Annotated in this window: 22 protein-coding genes and 1 other annotated feature; of the genes, 2 read left to right on the top strand and 20 right to left on the bottom strand. The window is 46.4% G+C overall.

Going from position 1 to position 24,121, the window contains the following annotated elements; translation table 11 throughout:
• Positions 1-304: 304 nt before the first annotated feature.
• From H532_RS0102300 to H532_RS0102260, 9 genes are all read right to left on the bottom strand, one after another.
• The gene (locus H532_RS0102300) at positions 305-1,282 is read right to left on the bottom strand and encodes an electron transfer flavoprotein subunit alpha/FixB family protein (protein WP_027724130.1); all 978 of its coding nucleotides are present in this window, start codon (positions 1,280-1,282) and stop codon (positions 305-307) included.
• Positions 1,283-1,297: 15 nt separating this feature from the next.
• On the bottom strand, positions 1,298-2,068 hold the full coding sequence (locus tag H532_RS0102295) for an electron transfer flavoprotein subunit beta/FixA family protein (protein ID WP_027724129.1): 771 nt from the start codon (positions 2,066-2,068) through the stop codon (positions 1,298-1,300).
• A gap of 75 nt (positions 2,069-2,143) precedes the next feature.
• Complete coding sequence (locus tag H532_RS0102290; RefSeq protein ID WP_027724128.1) at positions 2,144-2,917, bottom strand: enoyl-CoA hydratase; 774 nt, start codon at positions 2,915-2,917, stop codon at positions 2,144-2,146.
• Positions 2,918-2,982: 65 nt separating this feature from the next.
• Complete coding sequence (locus H532_RS0102285) at positions 2,983-3,573, bottom strand: fatty acid metabolism transcriptional regulator FadR (protein WP_425426220.1); 591 nt, start codon at positions 3,571-3,573, stop codon at positions 2,983-2,985.
• Between the two features lie 168 nt (positions 3,574-3,741).
• Positions 3,742-5,427, bottom strand: coding sequence for a long-chain-fatty-acid--CoA ligase (locus H532_RS0102280; RefSeq protein WP_027724126.1), 1,686 nt, complete (start codon positions 5,425-5,427; stop codon positions 3,742-3,744).
• 234 nt (positions 5,428-5,661) lie between these two features.
• The gene (locus H532_RS0102275; protein ID WP_027724125.1) at positions 5,662-6,081 is read right to left on the bottom strand and encodes a DUF350 domain-containing protein; all 420 of its coding nucleotides are present in this window, start codon (positions 6,079-6,081) and stop codon (positions 5,662-5,664) included.
• A gap of 30 nt (positions 6,082-6,111) precedes the next feature.
• Positions 6,112-8,472, bottom strand: a complete 2,361-nt coding sequence (locus tag H532_RS0102270; protein WP_027724124.1) for an endonuclease MutS2 — start codon at positions 8,470-8,472, stop codon at positions 6,112-6,114.
• A complete protein-coding gene (gene polX, locus H532_RS17615) occupies positions 8,465-10,168 on the bottom strand; it encodes a DNA polymerase/3'-5' exonuclease PolX (protein ID WP_245566391.1) in 1,704 nt (567 codons plus the stop codon). Before polX ends, H532_RS0102270 begins: the two co-directional genes overlap by 8 nt.
• Before the next feature lie 197 nt (positions 10,169-10,365).
• Positions 10,366-10,923 (bottom strand): CvpA family protein, encoded by a 558-nt coding sequence (locus H532_RS0102260; RefSeq protein ID WP_027724123.1) that lies wholly within the window; start codon positions 10,921-10,923, stop codon positions 10,366-10,368.
• 232 nt (positions 10,924-11,155) lie between these two features.
• On the opposite strand from H532_RS0102260, the gene rnhC reads away from it, so the two are divergent.
• On the top strand, positions 11,156-12,091 hold the full coding sequence (gene rnhC / locus H532_RS0102255) for a ribonuclease HIII (protein ID WP_027724122.1): 936 nt from the start codon (positions 11,156-11,158) through the stop codon (positions 12,089-12,091).
• Positions 12,092-12,275: 184 nt separating this feature from the next.
• Here the strand turns inward: rnhC and pheT are convergent, their stop codons facing one another.
• The 5 genes from pheT to H532_RS0102230 all read right to left on the bottom strand — a co-directional run bounded on the left by pheT (position 12,276) and on the right by H532_RS0102230 (position 19,058).
• On the bottom strand, positions 12,276-14,699 hold the full coding sequence (pheT, locus tag H532_RS0102250) for a phenylalanine--tRNA ligase subunit beta (protein WP_027724121.1): 2,424 nt from the start codon (positions 14,697-14,699) through the stop codon (positions 12,276-12,278).
• 12 nt (positions 14,700-14,711) lie between these two features.
• Positions 14,712-15,746, bottom strand: a complete 1,035-nt coding sequence (pheS, locus tag H532_RS0102245; protein WP_027724120.1) for a phenylalanine--tRNA ligase subunit alpha — start codon at positions 15,744-15,746, stop codon at positions 14,712-14,714.
• 46 nt (positions 15,747-15,792) lie between these two features.
• Positions 15,793-16,020: a binding site (T-box leader), on the bottom strand.
• Between the two features lie 234 nt (positions 16,021-16,254).
• Entirely contained in the window at positions 16,255-17,748 is a 1,494-nt protein-coding gene (locus H532_RS0102240; protein WP_027724119.1) for a catalase, read from the bottom strand.
• 26 nt (positions 17,749-17,774) lie between these two features.
• Entirely contained in the window at positions 17,775-18,173 is a 399-nt protein-coding gene (locus tag H532_RS0102235) for a Fur family transcriptional regulator (protein ID WP_027724118.1), read from the bottom strand.
• 129 nt (positions 18,174-18,302) lie between these two features.
• On the bottom strand, positions 18,303-19,058 hold the full coding sequence (locus tag H532_RS0102230) for a TrmH family RNA methyltransferase (RefSeq protein WP_027724117.1): 756 nt from the start codon (positions 19,056-19,058) through the stop codon (positions 18,303-18,305).
• Between the two features lie 85 nt (positions 19,059-19,143).
• Here H532_RS0102230 and sspI point away from each other — a divergent pair, with 85 nt between their 5' ends.
• A complete protein-coding gene (sspI, locus tag H532_RS0102225; protein WP_027724116.1) occupies positions 19,144-19,347 on the top strand; it encodes a small acid-soluble spore protein SspI in 204 nt (67 codons plus the stop codon).
• 67 nt (positions 19,348-19,414) lie between these two features.
• Here sspI and H532_RS0102220 read toward each other — a convergent pair whose 3' ends face one another.
• From H532_RS0102220 to H532_RS0102195, 6 genes are all read right to left on the bottom strand, one after another.
• Positions 19,415-20,500: a M42 family metallopeptidase gene (locus tag H532_RS0102220; RefSeq protein ID WP_027724115.1), complete on the bottom strand. Its 1,086-nt coding sequence runs from the start codon at positions 20,498-20,500 to the stop codon at positions 19,415-19,417.
• A gap of 218 nt (positions 20,501-20,718) precedes the next feature.
• A complete protein-coding gene (gene dut, locus H532_RS0102215; protein WP_027724114.1) occupies positions 20,719-21,156 on the bottom strand; it encodes a dUTP diphosphatase in 438 nt (145 codons plus the stop codon).
• Positions 21,157-21,372: 216 nt separating this feature from the next.
• Positions 21,373-21,732, bottom strand: coding sequence for a 50S ribosomal protein L20 (gene rplT, locus H532_RS0102210; RefSeq protein ID WP_027724113.1), 360 nt, complete (start codon positions 21,730-21,732; stop codon positions 21,373-21,375).
• Between the two features lie 40 nt (positions 21,733-21,772).
• Entirely contained in the window at positions 21,773-21,967 is a 195-nt protein-coding gene (gene rpmI / locus H532_RS0102205; protein ID WP_027724112.1) for a 50S ribosomal protein L35, read from the bottom strand.
• Positions 21,968-22,049: 82 nt separating this feature from the next.
• A complete protein-coding gene (infC, locus tag H532_RS0102200; protein ID WP_027724111.1) occupies positions 22,050-22,553 on the bottom strand; it encodes a translation initiation factor IF-3 in 504 nt (167 codons plus the stop codon).
• 441 nt (positions 22,554-22,994) lie between these two features.
• Complete coding sequence (locus tag H532_RS0102195) at positions 22,995-24,020, bottom strand: ABC transporter permease (protein WP_027724110.1); 1,026 nt, start codon at positions 24,018-24,020, stop codon at positions 22,995-22,997.
• Positions 24,021-24,121: the final 101 nt, after the last annotated feature.

The raw sequence follows: 24,121 nt of genomic DNA, 5'->3' as shown, positions 1-24,121 counted from the left end.
AAAGCCTCCTTTTTTTTATGTATTAACTTAGAGAAGCATAGAACGTTAGCTTCCTTTTCTGCAGTATATCACGCAAGCGTCTGGCCGCCAAAAAATATGCCTAAATCTATCCCCAATCGCTTGTTAGTCTGCCCGTTCTCCTGTCTGTCATTCAAAAAAGATGATGCAGCCATCTTCACAGGAAGACCCTTCGTAGAGTAACGCGAAGCAAAAGCCCAAGTGGCTTAAATCGACCTGGAAAAATGCTCTTCTTTCTAAGTAGTATGAAAAAAAGGAAGCGGGACTTCGCCCACTTCCTAGTCATTTAAGCCTCTTGAAGCACTTCCTTGAAGTATTTTGTCAAAAGCGGCACAACCTCAAAAATATCACCGACGATGCCATAATCGGCCACGTTGAAGATATTCGCTTCGGGGTCTTTGTTAATGGCGACGATGACTTTTGAATTCGACATACCGGCCAGATGCTGAATAGCCCCGGAAATGCCACAGGCAATGTAAAGGTCAGGGGTAACAACCTTACCGGTTTGCCCAATTTGCAGCGAATAATCGCAATAACCTGCATCACAAGCCCCTCGGGAAGCACCGACGGCACCGCCGAGAACTTCTGCCAATTCATATAACGGTTTAAATCCTTCAGCGCTTTTCACACCGCGGCCACCGGAGACGACGACTTTTGCTTCCGTTAAATCGACACCGGAAGTCGTTTTCTTAACAATTTCTTTGACGATGGTGCGTAAGTCTTTAATCGCAACGTCAACATGAGCGACATCAACATCACGGGATTCATCTTTTTCTAGCGCATCGATGTTATTTGGACGGACGGTGACAAAGATTAATCCGTCTTTAACCCGTTTCTTTTCAAATGCTTTTCCTGAATAGATCGGACGAATGAAGAGCGGATCACCGCCGTTTTCTTCAATGCTGGTGACGTCAGAAATTAAAGCCGAATCCAGACGGGCGGCTAGACCTGCGGCTAAATCTTTGCCAATTGACGTGTGACCCATGACAATCGCATCGGGTTCCTCGAGATCAATGACGTGCTTAACGGCTTGTTTATATCCATCTGGTGTATAGTATTTTAACGCCTCGTTTTGGACGACGATGACGCGATCCGCGCCATAATGGCCTAACACCTTGGCTTCCGCACCGATTTCGGCGCCGACGAGAAGCCCGACGACTTCGCCGCCGTCAGCAATTTTCTTAGCAGCGGCAATCGCTTCGAATGAAACATGGCGGAGTTGACCGTCACGAGATTCTGCAAGGACTAACGTTTTTCTTGGCATTTCTGATTCCTCCCGTCAGATTACTTTGGCTTCCGATTTCAATAACCGCACCAATTCTTTCGCTTGACTGTCGGCATCGCCTTCAAGGATCCGGCCGGCTTGTTTCTTCGGCGGCAGGAAGACTTCAACCGTTTCGGTCTTAGCTTCGACATCGTCTTCATCAAGGTCTAAATCATCGAGTTCCAAAACTTCCAGTGGTTTTTTCTTCGCCTTCATAATGCCTGGAAGTGATGGGTAACGCGGTTCATTTAAACCTTGTTGAGCGGTTACAAGGAGCGGCAGCGACGCTTCGATGATTTCCGTATCTCCCTCAGCATCCCGTTCAATGGTCGCCTGATTGCCATTTATCTCTAGTTTGACAATCGTGGAAACATGGGGGATGCCCAATTTTTCTGCAAGACGCGGGCCAATTTGACCGGTGCCGTTATCGTTCGAAACGTTTCCGCCGAGGATAATGTCAAAAGATTTATCTTTAAAATAAGCGGCTAAAATTTCTGCCGTTGACCATTGGTCGGTATCTTCCACATCTTCCGTGCTGATTAACACAGCCTTATCGCACCCCATGGCTAGAGCCGTGCGCAGCTCTTTTTCGGCATCCTCACTGCCCACCGTCACGACGGTGACTTCCCCGCCGTGAGCGTCTTTTAATTTAATCGCCTCTTCAATGGCGAATTCATCGTAAGGGTTAATGATAAAATTGACACCGTCATCGGAGACGCGACCGTTTTCGATGACTATTTTTTCTTCGGTATCAAACGTCCTTTTCATCAAGACATAGATGTTCATGGTTGAAAGCCCCTCCTTATTCGAATGGATTCTATCGGACTCACAAATGTGAGGCACCGGCTGAAAGTAGTCAACTTATTCATCAATAAACTGTGGTTTCCGTTTTTCAATAAAGGCGCGGATCCCTTCTTGGCCGTCATGGGAAGTAAAGACTTCACCAAAAGACGTTCTTTCTTTTTTCATGCCTTGTTCAAAGTCCCCGCGTCTCGCTTCGTTTAAGCAGCTCATTAAATGGCGGACCGAAACAGCGCTTTTTTCGGCGATTTTCTCGGCAAGCGCCAAAGCTTCATCCAATCCCTTACCGGATTCAGCTACACAGTTGACTAAACCGTATCGAACGGCGTCTTCGGCGGAAATTGGCTCGCTCGTGAGCATCATTTCAGTGGCTTTTGGAAAACCAACGAGTTTTGGTAATCTCTGCGTGCCGGCAAAACCAGGAATAAGACCGAGTTGCAATTCCGGAAGCCCGAGCTTTGTTCCGGTTTCGGCAATTCGGATATGGCAGCCCATCGCGAGTTCGAGCCCGCCGCCAAGCGCTGCACCGTGAATGGCAGCGATGACCGGCTTATGGAATTCCTCGATCCGAGAAAATAAACGCTGCCCTTTCTCAGAGAGGCTGGCGAAAGCTGCCCCATCTTTCACTTCGGTAAATTCCTTAATATCAGCGCCTGCCGAGAAAAAGCGACCCTCCCCGTGAATCACGACCACTTTAATGGATGGATCGGTTTCGATTTCGTTAAAACGCGCAGATAAATCCTCGATGACACGGGTCGATAAAGCATTGGCAGGCGGATGGGCAAGGGTCAGAATCCCAATCCTCCCTTGTTTCGTCAGGCGAACCGTTGACATCGCAACACCTCCTAATCTAATAAAAGCGCTTCCATTTCTATGAAAGAAAAAAGGGGAACCCCCTTTTATGAACGGGTCGATAATCCGCCGATCAAGAGGTCGGTGACGGGTTGGGCTAACGCTTTGAGATCATACTTATGATCATTCATCACCCAGTTAGTGACCGTTTCGTCCAAGGTGCCGAAAATCATTTGCCGGGCTAGGCGGACGTCAATCGTCTCGCCAAAGACCCCTTCGCGTTTTCCTTGTTCTATAATACTATCGATGACGACCAAATACCCCTTGAGCGCTTCATTGACTTTCAAGCGCAAATTGCGGTTCGTTTGCCGAAGTTCCAACTGCGTCACGACCGCTAAATTTTTATCGGCAGCCAATTGCCCGAAATGCATGGCTACCATCGCCCGCAGTTTTTCGGTCACTGAATCCTTAGAGGCAATTTCGTGCTGTATTTTTTCAATAAAATGACCCATTTTCTCCCGAAACAGGGAGATTAAGAGGTCATCTTTATTTTTAAAATAAAGATAGATCGTCCCATCCGCGACCCCCGCCTTTTTGGCGATGCGAGAAACTTGGGCTTGATGAAAGCCGTTTTCCGCGATGACTTCAACGGCGGCATCAATAATCTTTTTATATTTCGGCCTTTCCTTCATGGACATGCTCCGTCGTCGATCTCCTTTTAAAAATGAATGACCGTTCATTCATTCCTATTATAATCTGAACCTTCAAAACGGTCAATCGGTTTAAGCGTTTTTATATCTATCATAAATTAAGGAAAATCCGCTCAAGTTTTCCTGCCTAAAAAGAGCGGGGAGAGATCGCTCTTTTTACGACGTTTGGCGCTTTTTATCTTCTTCCGCGATTAAAACGCGTTTCAGCACCTTCCCTATGGCCGATTTAGGCAGCTCACTGCGAAACTCATAGCTTTTTGGCACTTTATACGGAGCGAGCATTTTCCTACAGTGCGCATCCAGCGCTTTTTCGTCTAAAACTCGTCCTTGTTTCGGTACAATAAACGCTTTCACCGTCTCTCCCCGATAATCATCCGGAACGCCGATTACAGCCGCTTCTTGTACATCGGGATGCTCATAGAGCACTTCTTCCACTTCGCGCGGATAAATATTGTAGCCGCTTGCGATGATGACATCCTTTTTACGGTCAACGATATAGAAATAGCCTTTTTCGTCCATATAGGCCATATCCCCAGTGTAGAGCCAACCGTCTTTTAGGACTTTCTCGGTTTCTTCCGGGCGATTCCAGTACCCTTTCATGACTTGCGGTCCTCTGACGACGAGCTCTCCGACTTCATTTACCGGGCATTCTTCTCCCGTTTCGGAGACAATCTTGCAATCGGTGTCCGGATAAGGAATGCCGATGCTCCCCGAAACCCGTTCTCCCCAGATTAAATTACAATGGGTCACCGGCGAAGATTCCGATAATCCGTAACCTTCAACAAGTTTACCCCCAGTAAGACGCTCGAACGTCTGCTGAACCTCAACGGGCAACGGCGCCGAACCACTGATACATGTTTCAATCGATGATAAATCATATTGGCTGATGTTCGGATGGTTGATGAGAGCAATGTACATGGTCGGAGCGCCTGGAAATAGCGTCGGTCTTTGTTTTTCGATTGTCTTTAAGACTTCTTCAACATGAAATCGCGGCAAGATGACCATCTTGGCGGCATACATGATGGCGAGATTCATGACAATCGTCATACCATACACATGAAAAAACGGCAGCACCCCAAGGACAACTTCTTCACCATATTTTTGGCGATACATCCACATACAGGATTGTTTCGTGTTGGCGCTAAGGTTCCGATGCGTTAACATGACGCCCTTGGCGACTCCGGTTGTCCCTCCCGTATATTGCAGAAGGGCTAGATCTTCCCTCGCGTTGATGGTTGCAGGTTTAAACGCTTTCGACCCATTCTGAATCAAATCTGTCAAAAGATAAACGTTTTTTTCATTTCTGATATCTCTTTTTTTCGGTAGTTTGGTTTTGGAAGCAATGGGGTATAGGACATTCTTCGGAAAGGGCAAATAATCTTGCACACCGGTTACGATGATGGTTTCCAGGTCGGTATTCAGACCAGCTTTTTTCACCCTTGGATAAAGAGCATCAAGGCAAATGATCATTTTCGCTCCGGAGTCTTTCAGTTGATGATGCAATTCATGCTCGGTATATAAAGGATTTGTTTGGACCACGACGCCACCAGTCATTAAAACGGCAAAATATCCGATGACGGATTGCGGGCTATTCGGCAGCATAATGGCTGCACGGTCGCCTTTCTTCAAGCCGAGCTTCTGCAGTTGATCGGCGAGTCGGAGCGTGTCATCATACAGCTTGCTAAAGGTTAACTCTTTACCTAAGAAGTGAATCGCGATCTTCGTTGGAAACCGAGCCGCCGCCTCCCGTAAGTAGTCAAACAGCGGACGGTCTTCATATTCGTTGACCGGGGCAATTTCTTTGGGATAAAGCGATAACCATCTCTTGGCAGAAGCCTCCATGGCAGAACCTCCCTTTATCACCCCACACCTTCCATAACACATTCCTTATACTCTATTATAATGTAAACCTTTTCAAAAAACATCCTTTAAACTTATAATATTTTTTCATTTCATTACTGATAGATTAAATAAATGATTCCTGCTAGAGCAAAAACAATACAACAGCCGATGAGCACTTTGGCGAGAGTTTCCATGTTAAAAGCTCCTTCGAAAGGAATTTGTGACAACGAGATGTTAAAAAGAAGAGCCGGAAAGACCGGCACCAATCACATAGGACAATCCGATGGAAATCATCATCGCCATCCAGCCAACCGCTTTATTACCGTTCTTAATTTCTTCATCAATATTAAATGAAGGCGTTAAAAATTCAAAGATAAAGTAGCCGCCCATTAAAAGCAAAAAGCCGAAAGACCCTTGTAAAATAGCGGATGGCAATGAATCGCTTTCGGACAAGGTGACACGGAAGATGTTGGCAATCCCAAAAATCTTTCCACCAGTTGCCAATGCGACGGCAAGGTTGCCGTTTTTGATCTCTTCCCAATTCCGGTATTTGGTCAGCAGTTCAAAAACGGCAAGGAAAACGATCGTGCATAAAATCACGGCACTGTAGTCGGCTAAAGTTCGAAAGTAGACGCTTTTTTCAAAAAGCTCCAAGCGTTTTCACCTCATTGAACCCGGTAAGCCTTATTTTAATTCCGCGATGGTCACACCGCTGTCGCCTTCACCGTAAGCCCCTAACCGGGAGGATGTCACTCTTGGATGGTTTTGCAGGACTTTTTTAACACCATTCCGAAGGGCGCCGGTGCCTTTCCCATGAATGATCGAAACCCGTGAATACCCTGCAAGGATGGCTTCATCCAAAAACTTCTCGAGTCGATGCATCGCTTCCTCAAAGCGGAGGCCCCGCAAATCCAGTTCGGAGCGCACCGGAGCGGCACTCGTCTTCACTCTGACGATCGGTTTTTCTGCCTTTTCCTCCTTAGCCGCTTCGAGATCAGAAGCATTGATGTTCATTTTCATAATACCGACTTGCACAAGATATTCATGGTCGCTGATTTTTTCGACGATATGACCGATTTGACCGAAGCGGGGCACTTTGACAGCCTGCCCGGGTTGAAAACTTTTTCGTTCTCTCTTCTTATACGTCAGCTCCAGACTTTGGGTTTCACCTTTAAGGGCAGCCATCGCTTGTTCCATTCGTGTTTTGGCATCAATGAGTTCATGTTCTTTGACGGGCTTATCTTCTTTTCGCCACTGCCGTAACTCCTCTATCAGAGCGGTGATTTCCTGCTTGGCTTTTTCCATTTTGGCACGCGCATCATCTTCTGCTTGACGGAGGCGCTGATTCTTTTCCCTTTCAAACTGCGCAATTTTCTCTTCCCATTCTGCTTTTTTCTCTGCCATTTCTGCTTTTATACGCTTGACTTCTTGTTCGGCCTTCTCCGCTTCTTTCCGACTGTTTTCAAGTGAAGCGATCATTTGATCTATTTTTGCCGTGTCAGCGCCGATCAGACTTCTTGCCTCTTGAATAATGGCTTCTGATAAACCGAGTCGCTTCGATATTTCAAAAGCATTGCTTCGGCCGGGAATACCCATCAATAAACGATAGGTCGGTGAGAGCGTCTCGACATCAAACTCAACACTCGCGTTAATGACGCCTTGTTTTTCATAGGCATACGCCTTTAATTCGCTGTAATGCGTGGTCGCGATAACGGTTGCACCGCGCGAGAAAACATGATCCAGTATCGCGATGGATAGGGCTGCCCCTTCTTGCGGGTCCGTCCCCGCCCCAAGTTCATCAAAAAGGACTAAACTCTTTTCATTGACATTATCCAAAATGGTCACGATATTGGTCATATGTGAGGAAAAGGTGCTTAAATTTTGCTCGATGGATTGCTCATCACCGATATCCGCAAATACCCGTTCAAAAACATTCATTTCCGAACCGTCTTCAGCCGGTATAAACAAACCCGATTGAGCCATGAGCGTCAGAAGCCCCACTGTTTTTAAGGTGACGGTTTTCCCACCGGTATTTGGTCCGGTGATGATAATGGAATGAATATCACCTTGGACTTCGATATCGATCGGCACGACTTTCTGCGGATCGATGAGGGGATGGCGCGCTTTTTTCAATTTAAACCGGCCATCTTCGCGCAACTTCGGCAGACCCCCTTTGATGGACATGGCATACTTCGCTTTCGCAAAACAAAAATCGATGCGGCTTAACACGTCGATGTCATTAAGAAGGCGTTCGGCTTCTTCTGCCACTTTTGCCGTCAATGCCGCAAGAATCCGCTCGATTTCATGTTTTTCCTTCGCTCTTTTCTCACTTAAATGGTTGTTGATGTCAACCACAGACTGCGGTTCAATAAAAAGCGTCGCCCCTGAAGCCGATTGATCGTGGACGATGCCGCCAAATGCCTGACGATATTCTTGTTTCACCGGCACGACATATCGGTCATTGCGGATGGTGACAATCGCTTCCGAAAGCATTTTTTGCGTGCGGGATGAGCGGATGATGTTCTCAAGTTTCTCCTTAATCCGGCTTTCATAAGATCGTATTTGTGCCCGTATTTCCCTTAATTGGTCACTGGCGCTATCGAGGACATAACCTTGTTCATCGATGGAACGCCGGATCGCTTTTCCTACATCCAGCGCAGGGTCTAGAGCATCCGAAAGACTCTGGATGATGGGGAGGGAAACCGACGACTCATCACACGTTTCCTGAATAAACTGCTTGACCACACGAGAAGCAAAAATCACATCCCCCACAGCCACGAGTTCTTTTGCAGACAGGGTGCTTCCGATTTTAGCTCTTTTAACAAACGGGCGGATGTCTGTTACCGCCCCGAAAGGTAAGTGCCCGCGCATCCTGAGCACTTGATATGCTTCATCTGTTTCCGCAAGCATCGCTTGAACCGCCTTTCGGTCATTTTCCGGTTTCAATGTTTCAATTTGCTTTTGCCCGAGCGTTGAGGCGGCATGATGCCACAATTGCTTTTTGATTTTCTCATATTCCAATAAATGCATTGCGCGTTCAAACAACATCATTTCCCCCTAAAAAGCCTTCGTATTTCGGAGCCGAAATCCACGCCTCGAATTCATCCCGCGTCATGGTATTTAACACGGATGTCTTGCGGATACGGGCGCGCCGGGCATAAGCGACACCAAGCGCCATATCCTCTAGCATTTCCAATGAATGGGCATCCGTATTAATGGCGATTCTGACGCCCTTTTCTTGACAACGTGAAAGCCACTTGACGGCAAGGTCCAAGCGATTCGGGTTGGCATTGAGCTCTAAAGCCGTGTTCGTTTCAGACGCCAGATCAATCAATTTTTCTATATTAATAGCATAGCCTGGTCGCCCGCCGATGATGCGGCCCGTCGGATGAGCGATAAGACGGACGCGTGGATGACGTAAGGCTTGAGTGAGGCGTGACATAATTTTTTCTTCCGATTGCGAAAAAGCACTGTGGATGGCGGCGATGACAAAATCAAGCTCATCAAGGACGTCATCGCTGTAATCCAAGCGGCCATCCGGTAAAATATCCATTTCCACTCCAGCAAATATTTTAAATGAATCGCCGTATTTCGCATTCAGTCTTTCGATTTCTTCCCGTTGTTCTTTTAAACGTTTTTCCGATAGACCTCCTGCGACAACTAAGGATTGGGAATGATCCGTAATCACAATGTAGTCATAACCTTTTCTCATGGCGGCTTCCGCCATTTCTTCAATGGTATAAGCCCCATCGCTCCAAGTCGTATGCATGTGTAAGTCGGCTTTCACCGCCGATAAATCAATCCACTCCGATGTTTCTTCAACCTTTGCAACATCGATTTCATCCTTACCCTCACGCATTTCCGGAGGAATAAAAGCAAGACCGAAGTGCTGAAAAAATGCCTCCTCTGTTGGAAATGTCAACAAGGTGCCATCCGGGCGCTCGACGCCATATTCACTGATCTTCTCTCCACGTTCTTTGGCGAGCCGGCGCATTTCGACATTATGTTCTTTGGATCCCGTAAAATGATGCAGCGTTGTGGCAAACGCATTCCTGGTCACAAAGCGAAAATCAACGGAAACTCCGTATTCATCGTTCAGGATGACAGACATTTTCGTCGACCCTTCGCCCGTGACCTCCCGGATGTCCAAACGCTTTTTGATTTCAACGGCTGTATTTTCGGGCATTTCAGTCGCAATGACAAAATCTAGATCCTTGATCCATTCGTTCACCCGCCGTAAACTTCCGGCGCGGCTTGCACATTCGATTTCCGGAATCTCACGAAGCGCGTTTTCAATCGTTTCGGCAAGCCGTATCATATAGGCGATTGGCAGACGCTCCGGTTTCTGACTGTAAGCTTCCACCGCTTGCAAGATTTTCTCTTGTGTTTTTTCGCCAAAACCTTCCAAGGTCTGGACGCGCTTTTCGATACACGCTTTTCTTAAACTATTGAGATCAGTAATCCCGAGCTGTTGGTACAGTTTTCCGATCTTTTTCCCGCCAAGCCCGGGAATCTTTAACAATGTTAATAGACTTTCGGGAATTTCAGCCTGCAATTCTTTTACCAATGTGGATTCGCCAGTGGTGATTAATTCTTTAATCACATTAGCTGTCCCCTTACCAATTCCGGGGAGGGTTGTCGGGTCCTCGATTTGCATGAGACTCCGATGATCGTTTTCAAGTGCGGCAGACGCTTTTCGAAATGCCGCTATTTTAAACGGATTTTCTCCTTTAATTTCCATATAGGTCGCAATCAACTCTAAAACGCGGCAAACTTCTTTTTTATTCAAACGTCTCACCCTTTCATAAAGAGAACGCGTCTCACTTGAGCCCTTTACCGAAGCAGAACCTTCACCGCTCTTATGCCAGCCTAAAAAAGGATAGGCCTTTCTTATCGGTAAAACAAAAGACATCCACCGTTCGCGGTGCATGCCTTTTATCAGAGCGTCGGCCCTTTAGCCGCGGAAAAATCAATCCAAAGTTCGTGAATTTTATGCGATAGAAACGGTGTGTCTTCAATCATGACATGGGCGATATACGATTGGTCAATCGCTTTTTCGATCCCGCCATATGGAAACAACGCCCCAATGTAAAGCAATAAAAACATTATCAAATAGATTTCGGTAAAGCCAAAAAGCGCACCGAGCCAACGGTTGATGGTTCTTAATATCGGTAAATCGGCAAGGAAATCTAACATCGACCCGAGAATTTGCCAAATGATTTTTACGGCGATGAACAAAAGGATAAACGAGATCGCTCGATAATACGCCATTTCGAGACTCGTATGGTCAAGAATGGAAAAGAACGCATTCGTGCTCGTTGTTGTTGGAAACGGAATCCATAGCTTGATTTTCGGCGCTAAATCATCATAATACATATAAGCGATGACGTATGCCGCTATAAAACCCGTTAAATGCACAATTTGAAGGATAAGACCGCGCCGTGCGCCCATTAAAAAACCAGCTAAAAGAAGCAATAACAAAATCAGATCTAACATGAACCAGTCTCCTCTATAATCCTACAATCTTACGAATACCAAGCGCGGAGGGTATTAAGAATTCCCGCACATTAACAGCCATTTCTTTTATCATAACAAAAACTATTTCTCTATTAAAGGATGTTTCCTGCATGGAAATATGTCAAGTGTTGGTGAGAATCTTTCTTGTTTTGACGAATCGACTAGAGTCCATTGAACCACTCGGCTATAATGAGGGAAAGGAGTGAAGCGCATGAGTCAGGCGGTACTTACCGTGCATCATGATGTGATAGAAAAAATGAAAGCTTTTTACACCGATCATTTAGTTAACGAATGTCCTACCGGTGCCATATTTCGCGCAAAGGTTAACGATTGCGCCATTACCGCGTACCGATCCGGAAAAGTATTATTTCAGGGGAAGCGCGCGCTGGATGAGGCTACTATATGGGAAGAATGGTCAAAATCCCTGCCAACAAAACCGAACCAAAAAAATAACAAACTGGAAGACCATGACTTTTTGCCGCCCGAAAATATCGGGGAACTGGCCATTATCGGTTCAGATGAAGTGGGAACGGGTGATTATTTTGGGCCCATTGTTGTCTGTGCGGCATTTGTCGACCAGGAGATTAAAAGAAATCTCCCCACGGGCATCCGTGATTCCAAAACCCTTACTGATGCTAAAATTAAGGAACTGGCCGCACCCCTTTCAAAACTCGTTCCCAATACCATCTTGACATTATCAAATGAAAAATACAATCAGCTCGTCGAAAAAGGGTATACGCAAACGCAAATGAAAGCGATCTTGCATCATCAAGCCCTATCAAATGTCATAAAAAAATTGGATGGCAAAACCTTTGATGGCTGCCTCATCGATCAGTTTACAGCACCGAAGCAGTTTTTCGAAGCGACCCGTAAGCGACCAGATCCCCTCCCTAAACCTATCTTTTTTAAAACAAAAGCAGAATCCTTACATCTCTCGGTTGCCACGGCATCGGTTCTTGCCCGTTATGTTTTTTTGAAAGCCCTCAGCCAATTGTCAACTGAAGCCGGATTAGACTTACCAAAAGGAGCGGGGGCGGTTGTCGATGATGCCGGTGCAGAAATCATTCGCACCAAGGGGGAAAGTTTCCTAAAAAAAATCGCTAAGGTTCACTTCGCCAATACGGAAAAAGCTAAACGTCTGGTATAATCTTTTTCATTTCTCTAAAGTAACTTCGCTTGCCAAACCTTGTGGCATGCGGTTTCTTCGTTTAACTTATTTAGCCCTGTAAAAAATTTATGCTTCCTTCCAGTTAAAATCAAAGGTTGACAGTAAAGGTCGGGTATGACCGACGCTTTATGTCAACCTCTTTTCATTCTATCCACTTAACGCTTTAACTTCTTAACACGGCACCAAGCTGTGTTTCTAGTTCATTTAAAACTTGATTATGGACTTTCGTAACCTCTTCATCTGTGAGCGTCCTTTCAGGATCCAGATAAGTCAGGGAGAAGGCCAGCGATTTTTTCCCACTTTCCAAACGCTCCCCTGTATAGACATCAAACAAGCGGACTTCTTTCAATAACGGTGCACCGCTTTTTTGAATGACTTCAGTGAGTTCTCCCGCCGACACGTCCTGGTCGACAACTAAGGCAATATCCCTTGTGACCGCAGGAAAGCGCGGCAGGCTTCGATAGCGCAATGCCGGAACTTCACTTTGTAAAAGGGTCCGGAGATCGACTTCAAAGGCATACGTATCGTTCAACTCAAGCGTTTTTTGCAATACCGGATGGATTTGGCCCAAAAAACCGATGACCGCGTCATCCAGCAAAATGTCTGCCGTCCGTCCCGGGTGCAATCCTTTCCGGGTCGAGGGCACAAAACTGATCCGATCCGATAATCCGAGCAGCGCCATTAATCCTTCCAGCAAGCCTTTTACGGCAAAAAAGTCCACTTTCAAACCATCATGATGCCAATCATCCGGCCGAAAATAACCGGTTAAAACGCCGGCGAGCCGCTCAGTTTCCACCGGCTGCTGGGAAAGTTTTTCTTCCTTCGTTAAAAAGACTTTCCCCATCTCAAACAGTGCAACATCTTTCATATGGCGGTTCAAGTGGTATTTTACAACGTCGAGAAGCTCCGGCAACAGACTTTGTCTGAGCACCGCGCGTTCTTCGGACATCGGCATGGAAAGCTTAATGGGTCGGAACCCTTCCCCTTCAATTAAAGAAACAGCTCCCACCTTATCTTCTGAGGTGAGCGAATAAGTCACCGCCTGATACAGACCAGAACCCGTCATATAGCGTTCGACCATCCGGTGCTTTTTCTGATAATCCGTCAGTTTTCCTTCTGTGGCACCTTCCGGGAGGGTCGCGGGAATGTGATCATAACCGATCATACGTCCCACTTCTTCCACCAGGTCTTCCGGAATGGCGACATCCGGCCGCCGCGAAGGTACGGAAACCGTTAACGCATCGCCATCAATGGTCGCTTGAAAACGCAGCCTTCTGAAAACAGATAGAATAGTATCTTTGGACAGTGATGTGCCGAGTACGGCATTGATTTTTGCCCACGGCATGGAAATCGCACGGGGCGGCACTTGAGCCTCGCCCGATTGGACGATCCCCTGCAAAACGGTTCCGGAAGCCAACTCACACATCAATTGCGCCGCACGGTCAGCAGCTTCCATCACCCGATTGGGATCGATGCCCTTTTCAAAGCGGCTGCTCGCATCAGTCCTAAGCCCTAAGCGGGAGGATGTGCGGCGAATCGAACGGCCATCAAAAAGCGCCGCCTCAAGTAAAACGGTTTTCGTCTCATTCGTCACTTCCGACTCGGCACCGCCCATCACACCGGCAATAGCCATTGGGCGTTCCCCATTTGTAATCACAAGATCTTCTGCAGAAAGCGTTCGCTCTTGGTCATCGAGTGTCGTGATTTTTTCACCGTCACGGGCCCGCCGGACAAGCACCTGATCTGAGCCAAATCGGTCATAATCAAAAGCATGAAGCGGCTGACCGTATTCCATTAAAACATAGTTCGTAATGTCGACGATATTATTGATCGGCCGGATACCAACAGCGATCAAGCGGTTTTGCAGCCATCGCGGGGAAGGCGCAATCGTCACGTTTTCAATGACACGGGCGCCGTAAAAAGGCACGCCATCTTTGGCATCGATTTGCACGGCGATTTTATCGGACGCCTTCTGCTCTATTTCTTTTACCGACGGTGCGGGAAGCTTGATGACCCGATCCAGGATCGCTGCCACCTCATAAGCCGCCCCGATCATGTTCATGCAATGGGCGCTGTTCGGAAGAATATCCAATTCCAAAATGACATCATCAAGATTCATGTATGGCAAGGCATCTTGACCGACAACGGCTTCTTCATCTAGAACATAAATGCCGTCCGCATATTCTTTTGGTACAAGATGGCCGTCCACGCCAAGCTCTTGTAAAGAACAGATCATCCCTTCGGACACTTGCCCGCGCAATTTCGCTTTTTTAATTTTGAAATCGCCGGGAAGAACGGCGCCGACTTTTGCGACGGCGACTTTTTGTCCGGCTGCCACATTCGGTGCTCCGCAAACGATTTGCACGACTTCGTCACCAAGATCCACTTGACATAGATGAAGATGATCGGAATCCGGATGCGGCTCACATGTTTTGACCAAACCGACTACGACATTTTTTATCCCGCGGCTGAGGTCGGTGATGTGTTCGACTTCAATGCCAGCTTTCGTGATTCTTTCGGCAAGCTCCTCTGGCGTAATCCCCGAAAGATCAACATATTCGCTAAGCCACTTAAAAGAAAGTTTCATGACACGTCCTCCTTACACCTGCTTAAACTGACTGAGAAAGCGGCGATCGTTGGTATAGTAATGACGAATATCGTCGATGCCGTATTTTAACATCGCAATGCGTTCCGGGCCCATGCCAAAGGCAAAACCGGTATAAACTTTCGGGTCAAAACCGGACATTTCAAGGACATTGGGATGCACCATGCCTGATCCTAAAATTTCAATCCAACCCGTATGCTTGCACAGCGAACAGCCATCGCCTTTACAACGGAAGCAAGAAATATCCATCTCCACCGATGGTTCCGTAAAAGGGAAAAAGCTCGGTCGGAAACGAATGTCACGGTCTTCTCCAAACATCTTTTTCGCAAAAACGGTCAAGACGCCTTTTAAATCACTTAAGCGGACATTTTTATCGACATAAAGCCCTTCGATTTGCATGAACTGATGGGAATGTGTTGCATCGTCATTGTCGCGGCGATACACTTTCCCCGGGCAGATGATTTTAACTGGGCCTTGGCCGCGATGCTTTTCCATCGAGCGCGCTTGAACCGGTGAAGTTTGCGTGCGCAGCAATAAGTCTTCTGTAATGTAAAAGGAATCTTGCATATCGCGGGCGGGATGATCTTTTGGTAAGTTCAAGGCTTCAAAATTATAATAATCGGTTTCTACTTCTGGCCCTTCCTCAACCGAAAAGCCCATGCCGATAAACAAATCCTCGATCTCTTCAACAATGGCTGTTAAAGGATGAATATTAGCTTTCGGCATCACGCGCCCGGGCAAAGTCACGTCAATGGTTTCAGAAGCAAGCCGTTTCTGGATCGCTTCTTCTTCCAGCTTCCTTTGTTTATCCTCAATCGCTGCTTGGATGGCATTGCGGATGTCGTTCGCCAACTGGCCGATGACGGGTCGTTCTTCTGGGGAGAGTTTCCCCATGCCGCGCAACACCTCTGTGATCGGGCCTTTTTTCCCTAAATATTTCACGCGCAGATCTTGTAGCGTCTTTAGATCCGACGCTTCTTGAACTGAAGCCAACGCTTCGCTTTTGAGTGCTTCCAATTGGTCTTTCATGACGGTCCTCCATTTCATTTGTATATAAAATAAAAAAACCGCCCCTGGAAGGGACGGGATGACCGCGTTACCACCCTTGTTAACAATGAAAGTTCATTCATTGTTCACTTCATTAGATAACGGCCAACAGCCGGCACAACCTTAACCTTAAAGGTGTTCGGAAGGCAGCTCCGGAGCGAATTCCTTAAGGTCCTCCATAGAGGCGCTTCCAGTCGCTGACGCCTCCTCCCTGTATGGCGACATCTTAAGTACTACTCTCTTTCATCGCATTCACTATCCATCTGTCTAATTTAATAGTATAGGCATTTTTGATTGCGCGTGCAACCTTTGTTAAGATATTTGGGCAAAAATGAAATGGAAACAGATGGCATCTTTCACTTGAAAAAAGGTGAGTTTGGTTCTTAGCTCGGTCCATAAATAGAATAGAGTGGTTCACTTTTTAGAACCACTCTATACCCGGTTTTGATGGATGCTGACCTCTAACATTTGAGTCAACCTTTTTTCATTTTTATTTCGTAACGGCCGCTTCCACTTCGCTCATCGGAATGCCAAGCGCTTTGGCTACCCCTTCACCATAAGCAGGGTCAGCTTTAAAGCAGTTTGTAATGTGACGTATTTGTACTTCTTTCGTCGTTCCTTGCATCGCGCGGGCCGTGTTTTCAAACAGGCGTTGTTGTTCATCTTTCGACATCAGCCGGAACAGCTTACCGGGTTGTTCGTAATACAAATCATCATCTTCACGGAAATTATGGTAATCGGCCGTCCCGAAAATGTCCAATGCCGGTTCTTGATGTTCTTTGCTATCCTGCCATTCGCCATAGCTATTCGGACTGTAAGAGATTTGTCCGCCTTCCGCTGCATTGAAAATTCTCATGGCGCCATCGCGATGGTATGGATGGAAGTTCTTCGCGTTTTTCGGGTAGTTCACCGGAATTTGCCAATGGTTAACGCCAAGGCGATAGCGCTGCGTATCACCATAAGAGAACAGACGTCCTTGCAGCATTTTATCCGGTGAAAAACCGATTCCCGGTACAATATTGGTCGGAGCAAACGCCGCTTGTTCGACTTCAGCAAAATAGTTTTCGGGATTGCGGTTCAATTCCACAACGCCGACTTCAATTAACGGAAAATCTTTATGGTACCAAACTTTTGTCAGATCAAACGGATTATACGGCAGCTTTCGCGCTTGTTCTTCCGTCATCACTTGAATATACATCGTCCACTTTGGATAGTCGCCCCGTTCAATGGCTTCATATAAATCTTTTTGGTGGCTGTCACGGTCGCGGCCAATGAGTTCTTGCGCTTCTTGGTCCGTTAGATTTTTTATCCCTTGTTGGGTTTTAAAGTGGAATTTCACCCAAACGCGTTCATTGTTGGCATTGAACATACTGTACGTATGGCTTCCGAACATGTGCATATGCCGGTAGCTCGCAGGAATCCCGCGATCGCTCATCACAATCGTGACTTGATGAAGCGCCTCCGGTAACGACGTCCAGAAATCCCAATTGGCTTGAGCGCTGTGCATGTTCGTCTTCGGATCACGCTTCACCACATGGTTTAAATCCGGGAACCGTTTTGGATCTCTCAAGAAGAAGACCGGTGTATTATTCCCCACTAAATCCCAGTTTCCTTCTTCCGTATAGAACTTGATGGCCGTCCCTCGGATATCGCGTTCCGCATCGGCTGCCCCGCGCTCGCCGGCGACCGTTGAAAAACGGATGAATAAATCAGTTTTCTTGCCGACTTCGGAGAAAAGCGCCGCTTTCGTATATTGTGTGATATCATTGGTCACCGTAAAAGTACCGTAAGCCCCCGAGCCTTTGGCGTGCATGCGCCGCTCCGGTATGACTTCACGGTCGAAATGAGCCATTTTCTCAATAAACCAAAAGTCTTCCATAAGCAGTCCGCCGCGTGGGCCGGCTGTTTTCGAATCCGTATCATTGGGCACCGGGGCACCGAAAGCCGTCGTCATTTTTTTCGGTTGTTTTTCTTGATCAGCCATTGAAAAAGCCACCTCCAATAGAGTCTTTAACCAGAATCACCCTCCCGGCAAGATGGACAAATTCCTTTTAACATCACTTGGTGTGATTCGATCGCAAATCCTGTCTCTTTTTCTATGTCTTTTAACCATTGCGGAGAGATGTCATGGTCAACTTCATCAATTTTGCCACATATCTTGCATTGCAGATGATGATGGTCATGTAAATTGCCGTCATAGCGGCTTACGCCTTCTCCAAGCTTCAACTCTCGTATCAATCCATTATCTGTTAAGTATTTTAAAGAGTTATAAACCGTCCCATAGGCAAAATGGTAGCCATCCCTTGCCAGCCGTTCGATGATATCGCCTGCTGTCGGGTGGTCATTGGAATTTTTGATGACCTCAAGAACGGCCTTCCTCTGGGGTGTTAGCCTTATATTTGTATTCATGAGTGGGCCCCCTCATTTAATTCTTATTTTAGATTTAGTCTAAATATAAGTCAATCTTTTTATTTGCAATGTTGCTTTCCGTCCGGTGAATCCCATCGAGCATCCTTTTCCTAAAGTATTTGCTGACAATTAAATACCGCGGAGGCGATACATGAGGATGCCTGCAGCAACGGCCACATTCAGTGATTCGGCTCGACCAAAAATAGGGATTTTCACATTCATATCGGTCATCGCCAAAATATCCGGGTGTACGCCTTCACCTTCATTTCCAACGATTAATGCAAAGGCAGAAGCCATCGGCCCTTCTATGTCCTCAAGACGTTGTCCATTTAGCGACGTCCCGATAATCGGGATGCCTTTTTTCTTTAAATCCTCCAAAACTTGTTCTAATGGCTGTTGTACAACGGGAAGATGGAAATGTGAACCTTGAGCGCTTCGCAATGTTTTTTGGTTATACAGATCAACTGTCCCAGCACCAAGGTAAACAGCGTCCATTCCCGCCGCATCAGCGGTGCGAATTAATGTCCCGAGATTACCCGGGTCTTGGACGCGATCAATCAATAAAAAGCGTTTCGCCGTTTCAGGCGGTGCTACGCTTTGCAGCCGACAAACGGCAAGCACGCCCTGTGGCGTCTCTGTTGTACTGAGCTTCTGAAATAAAGAGTCAGTCAATTGAATTTTCGGGATATCATATTCATCCCATTCTTTATAGGCCTTAGACTCGTTGAAAATAAGGGTATGGACGACCCCCGGTTCCTTTAAGGCCTCACCGACAAGATGCGGACCTTCAATCAAATAAAGACCAGCTTTCTCGCGACTTTTTCGCCGCAACAACTTATGCCATTCTTTGTAAGTGGGATTTTGTGCGCTTTCAATCCGCTTCAATGCTTTCATCACCTTTTGCTTCATCCATTACATAACTTTAATTATTTAACCAATACTAAGGAAAAAAGTAAAGGAGCTAAGAAAAATGGATATCAATATTCGCGCAGCCATTAAACATAATATAGCCGATAATACAAAAGAGCAATTACGCGACACAATTGTGGATGCCATTCGCGATGGACAAGAAAAAATGCTTCCAGGTCTTGGGGTTTTATTTGAGATTATTTGGCAACAATCAGATGAAAGCCAACGGGAGATGATGGTCGATAACCTTGCGAAAGGGGTTTAAAATGAGGAAAAGAGGTTGACGTAAGCGAAATCCATCGCCATGTCAACCTCTTGTTATTTAAAGCTTTTTATCCGAAAATGATTTCTTTAGCTTTGTTGCTGTCTAAGCGTTTGATGACCTCAACAAGTAATTTGACTGCATTTTCATAGTCATCGCGGTGAATGATGGATGCTGATGAGTGTAAATAACGGGTAGCGATCGTAATCGATACAGACGGCACGCCATTACCGGTCAAATGTATGCGTCCGGAATCGGTTCCACCGCCCGGGACAAAATCGTATTGATACGGAATGTTATTTTCTTCCGCCACGCTCGTCACAAAATCAAGAAGAGCTTTATGGGCGATCATAGAAGCGTCATAGACGATGATTTGCGGACCGTTCCCCAACTTGGACAGGGCATCACGCTCCGACATACCTGGTGTATCACCGGGTATCCCAGTATCAACGGTTAACGCTAAGTCCGGTTGAATGAGGTGTGCCGAAGTTTGCGCCCCGCGCAAGCCAACTTCTTCTTGTACGGTGCCAACGCCATAAACGATGTTCGGGTGATTGACGCCTTTTAGTTCTTTTAGGACATCGATGGCAATCGCACAGCCAATCCGGTTATCCCACGCTTTAGCCATCAAGTACTTGGGATTTTTCATGACCGTAAAATCGCATACCGGAACAACCATATCGCCGGGGCGAACGCCAAAGGATAAAGCTTCCTCGCGGCTCGCGGCGCCGATGTCAATGAACATCTGTTTTTTGTCCACCGGTTTTTTCCGTTCTTCCGGCGGCAAGACGTGTGGTGGCTTGGAACCGACAACGCCTGGAATATCGCCGTTTTTGGTGACGACCGTGACGCGTTGAGCCAGCATCACTTGCTCCCACCAACCACCGATTGTTTGGAAACGCAGAAAACCTTTATCATCAATTTGTGTCACCATGAAACCGACTTCATCGAGGTGACCCGCTACCATGATTTTCGGGCCTGACGCATCCCCGACCTTTTTGGCCACCAAGCTTCCGATGCCGTCTTGGGTGACTTCATCGGCGTACGGGGTTATGTATTTTTTCATGACTTCACGCGGTTCTCTTTCGTTTCCGGAAATCCCTTTCGCATCCGTGAGTTCTTTCAGCATTGTCAGTCTCGAATCCAGTTCACTCATGTTTTTGATCCTCCTATTAAGGTTGTCCGCTTTGACGTTGTCCGATGTTCAACGCCTTTTACATAAGTTATGAAAAAATGCATTTTTGAAATTTCGTCTTCCGAAATATATTATACAAAAAAATGCATGAACTCACAAATTTTTATTTTATCGTCCGTTTTGAAATGGCCTTCATTTACCGCTATGTCCAATATCTGTATTAGCCGGACGTCCACGAGTTATTTCAAACCTGTAGATCCAAACCCGCCTGTACCTCTTTGTGAATCCGAGAGCCATTCACTTTCCACAACGGTGACCGGCAAAACTGGAGCAATGACCATTTGGGCAATCTTCATCTGTTTTTCAACCTTAAAAGGGTGTTTTCCATGATTAATTAAAATCACCTTGATTTCACCGCGGTATCCTTCATCAATCGTTCCTGGACTGTTCAACAATGTCACGGCGTGTTTCAGAGCCAAACCGCTTCTCGGCCGAACTTGAGCTTCGGTTCCTTTCGGCAATTCCATTTGCAGACCCGTCGCCACCAACGCGGCTTCGCCCGGTTGAATCACTTTTTCTTCTACAGAATATAAATCGAGTCCGGCATCCCCTTCATGGGCGCGTTCCGGCAAACGGGCATCCTGATGAATCTTCTTGAATTTAACCGTATATGTCATGATTAACCTCCATCCTTTTTGCTTCTCTTCTATCATAACGATTTTCGTTTAAATTGCCCAATCATCAATGTCCTTTAAAACGTGTAGTCGTAAAAATGCTTGCAAATTTGGCTTGTGCGACTCAACTAAATAATGTTATAAAAAACTCATCACAGCTCCACTAAAGCAAAAATGAGGTTACCCCGTTCGTCATCTTCTGGGGCAACCTCATTGTTATTAAGCGTTGATCGCTTTTTTGGCTTTTTCAGCTAACGCTGTAAAGGCTTTTTCGTCGTTAACGGCGAGATCTGCAAGCATTTTGCGGTTAACTTCGATACCGGCTTGCTTTAATCCATGCATTAAGCGGCTATAGGAAATGCCGTTCATGCGAGCCGCTGCATTGATCCGAGCAATCCATAATTTGCGGAAGTCGCGTTTGCGCTGACGGCGGTCGCGATAAGCAAATTGCAAGGATTGGAATACTTGTTGTTGAGCGACTTTAAACAATTTATGTTTAGAACCATAATAACCTTTGGCCAGTTTTAAAACTTTTTTACGACGACGGCGGGTTACGTAACCACCTTTAACTCTTGCCATGGTAAAAACCTCCTGAATTCACGATGATAAGTCTCGCGTATTATTCGTTGATAAGCTTCTTGATGCGTTTCGTATCGGCCGGTGAGACGAGGCCGCTTTGGCGCGATTTACGCTTTTGATCTTGTGTTTTGTTGCGGAAGAAGTGATTGCGGTTAGCGTGTGTGCGTTTCACTTTTCCGGATCCGGTCAGTTTGAAGCGTTTCGCTGCCCCTTTATGGGTTTTCATTTTAGGCATGATAAATCCTCCCTATAAGCTAATAATCGTTCTTCGATGCGCATGCCGCTCCGGATTCGCCCTTTCCACGGCGATCCATCGGCTATTTTTCATTTTTTGGTGCAAGGATAAGAAACATGCTGCGGCCTTCCATCTTCGGTGCGGCTTCAATAACGCCGATGTCTTCGCATTCTTTGGCCAGTCGTTCAAGCACTTGGCGGCCAAGATCGGAATGGGTAATCGCACGCCCCCGGAAACGGATGGACGCTTTAACTTTATCGCCTTTTTCAAGGAACTTTCTGGCGCTGCGCAATTTTGTGTTAAAATCATGTTCCTCAATGCTTGGACTCAGACGGATTTCTTTAACGTTAATGACTTTTTGATTCTTACGCGCTTCTTTTTCCTTCTTTTGCTGTTCATAGCGGTACTTTCCGTAATCCATAATCCGGCAGACCGGCGGTTTCGCGTTTGGTGCCACCAGCACAAGATCAAGATTTACGTTTCTCGCCATATCAAGGGCTTCTTGCTTCGTTTTAATTCCGAGTTGATCCCCGTTTTGCCCAATCAAACGCACTTGTCTTGCCCGAATGGCTTCATTGACAAACATCTCTTTGCTAATATTGAGCCACCTCCAAAAATTTTGCCCGGCATTTCTCCGATGGTACGCGCAAGCGATCGAATTTAAGCAGAATCAAAAAAGGTGTAGGCATACGCCCACACCTTCCCCTTTGCGTTGTCAACAATTAAACGAATCGCTTATCGGGACCCGCCAACAGCGAGAAAACGTCGCGTCGATCAGGTGAGAAGCTGGGCGCTTCTGCTTGAATACTTTTTACGATCCATAGTATAACACCATCTGCGGACAAAGGCAAGCCTATTTCAGACTAAAGCATTTTTATTGGAGAGGGAGCGTGCGAAAAATCATCCCGTTATGGATTAGTTATTGTTTTCGTTTGATGCTTTTCATCACCGTGACACCTATTCGCTCGGCGAATTAAGCGAGAGCCTATTTGCGCCATTGGCAACGTCATTTTACAGAAACGCTCGTTTACTCGACCATGACATGACGACGGTTGACTGGTGTAAAAAGGTCATCTTCCGTAAATGTTCGTGGCCGTTCATCCACCACACGCTTGCTCCCCGCCGGTCGCTTTCTCCCCATGGACATCATTGTCTTTTTAAAGCCTTCAGCCATAAAGCTAAACGCGAGGACGGATAAACTTAATAAAATTAGGGGAGCAAAAATAAGCCAAGTATGCAAGCCAGAGGCGACGACTTTATAGTTTTGACCGATGAGCCCCGCCCACTCGCCGGTTTGTGAGAGCGTATCCGGGGGATAGCCAATTTTTAAGGTGCCACCCAAAAATAATTGCAAAATCCCCAGATGAGCCAAAACGATCAACACTTGGACGGTTTGCTGCAGCAAGATATAAATGATCTTAGGCATTAAATGCGGCATGATATGTTTGAAAAGAATGTGTAAGCGTCCAGCACCCAATACTTTTGCCGATATAATGTATTCACGATGCATGTGTTCACCAATTTCGTTGCCGATATTCACGCAGACGACGGGCAAGGCGATAACGGCTAAGAGAATCACTTCGAATGAAAGACGCGCCATGAATGAGTATGCAAACGTTTCGGTAGTATAATCCATGATCAATACCGGGCTTAACAATAAATATGCAAGCAACGTGAGCGGGATATAATGAAACCCATCAAGAAGCCCTGTCACAATGGCTTTAAAGCGATAAAAATACAATCCGTATATCGTACCGAGGACCGCACCAAACAAAACGCGTAGGAGTGCCGTTAAAATTCCGATTCCCAAGGTATATTTTGCCCCAATTAAAAGCATGGCGCCATAGTTCCGTCCTGACTGGTCCGTACCCGCCGGTGGAACGAGGGCTGGACTGTAAGGCGTCTGTCCGAGTAATTTCCCATCCTTCATCAAGAGTAATGGTGCCTTCGGAATATGATCGTCATATTTAAAATGGTAAACAATGCTTGCGGTAAGAAGCAGTCCGACAAATAAAAAACCGATCACAAACATAGGTTGCTTAAAAACCTTCATAATAACCCCCTTCTCGTCTCTAGAAAGAAATCTTCGCTCGGTTAAAAGCGCTTAACGCCGTTTTTGCATATTTTCACGGCGAGTTCTGGTAGATTTTTGCG

It is taken from the genome of Tuberibacillus calidus DSM 17572 (assembly GCF_000430685.1).
GTDB classification, from domain to species: Bacteria; Bacillota; Bacilli; order Bacillales; family Sporolactobacillaceae; genus Tuberibacillus; species Tuberibacillus calidus.
The sequence above is the reverse complement of the archived record's forward strand: the minus strand, read 5'-3'. Positions and strand labels throughout refer to the sequence as shown.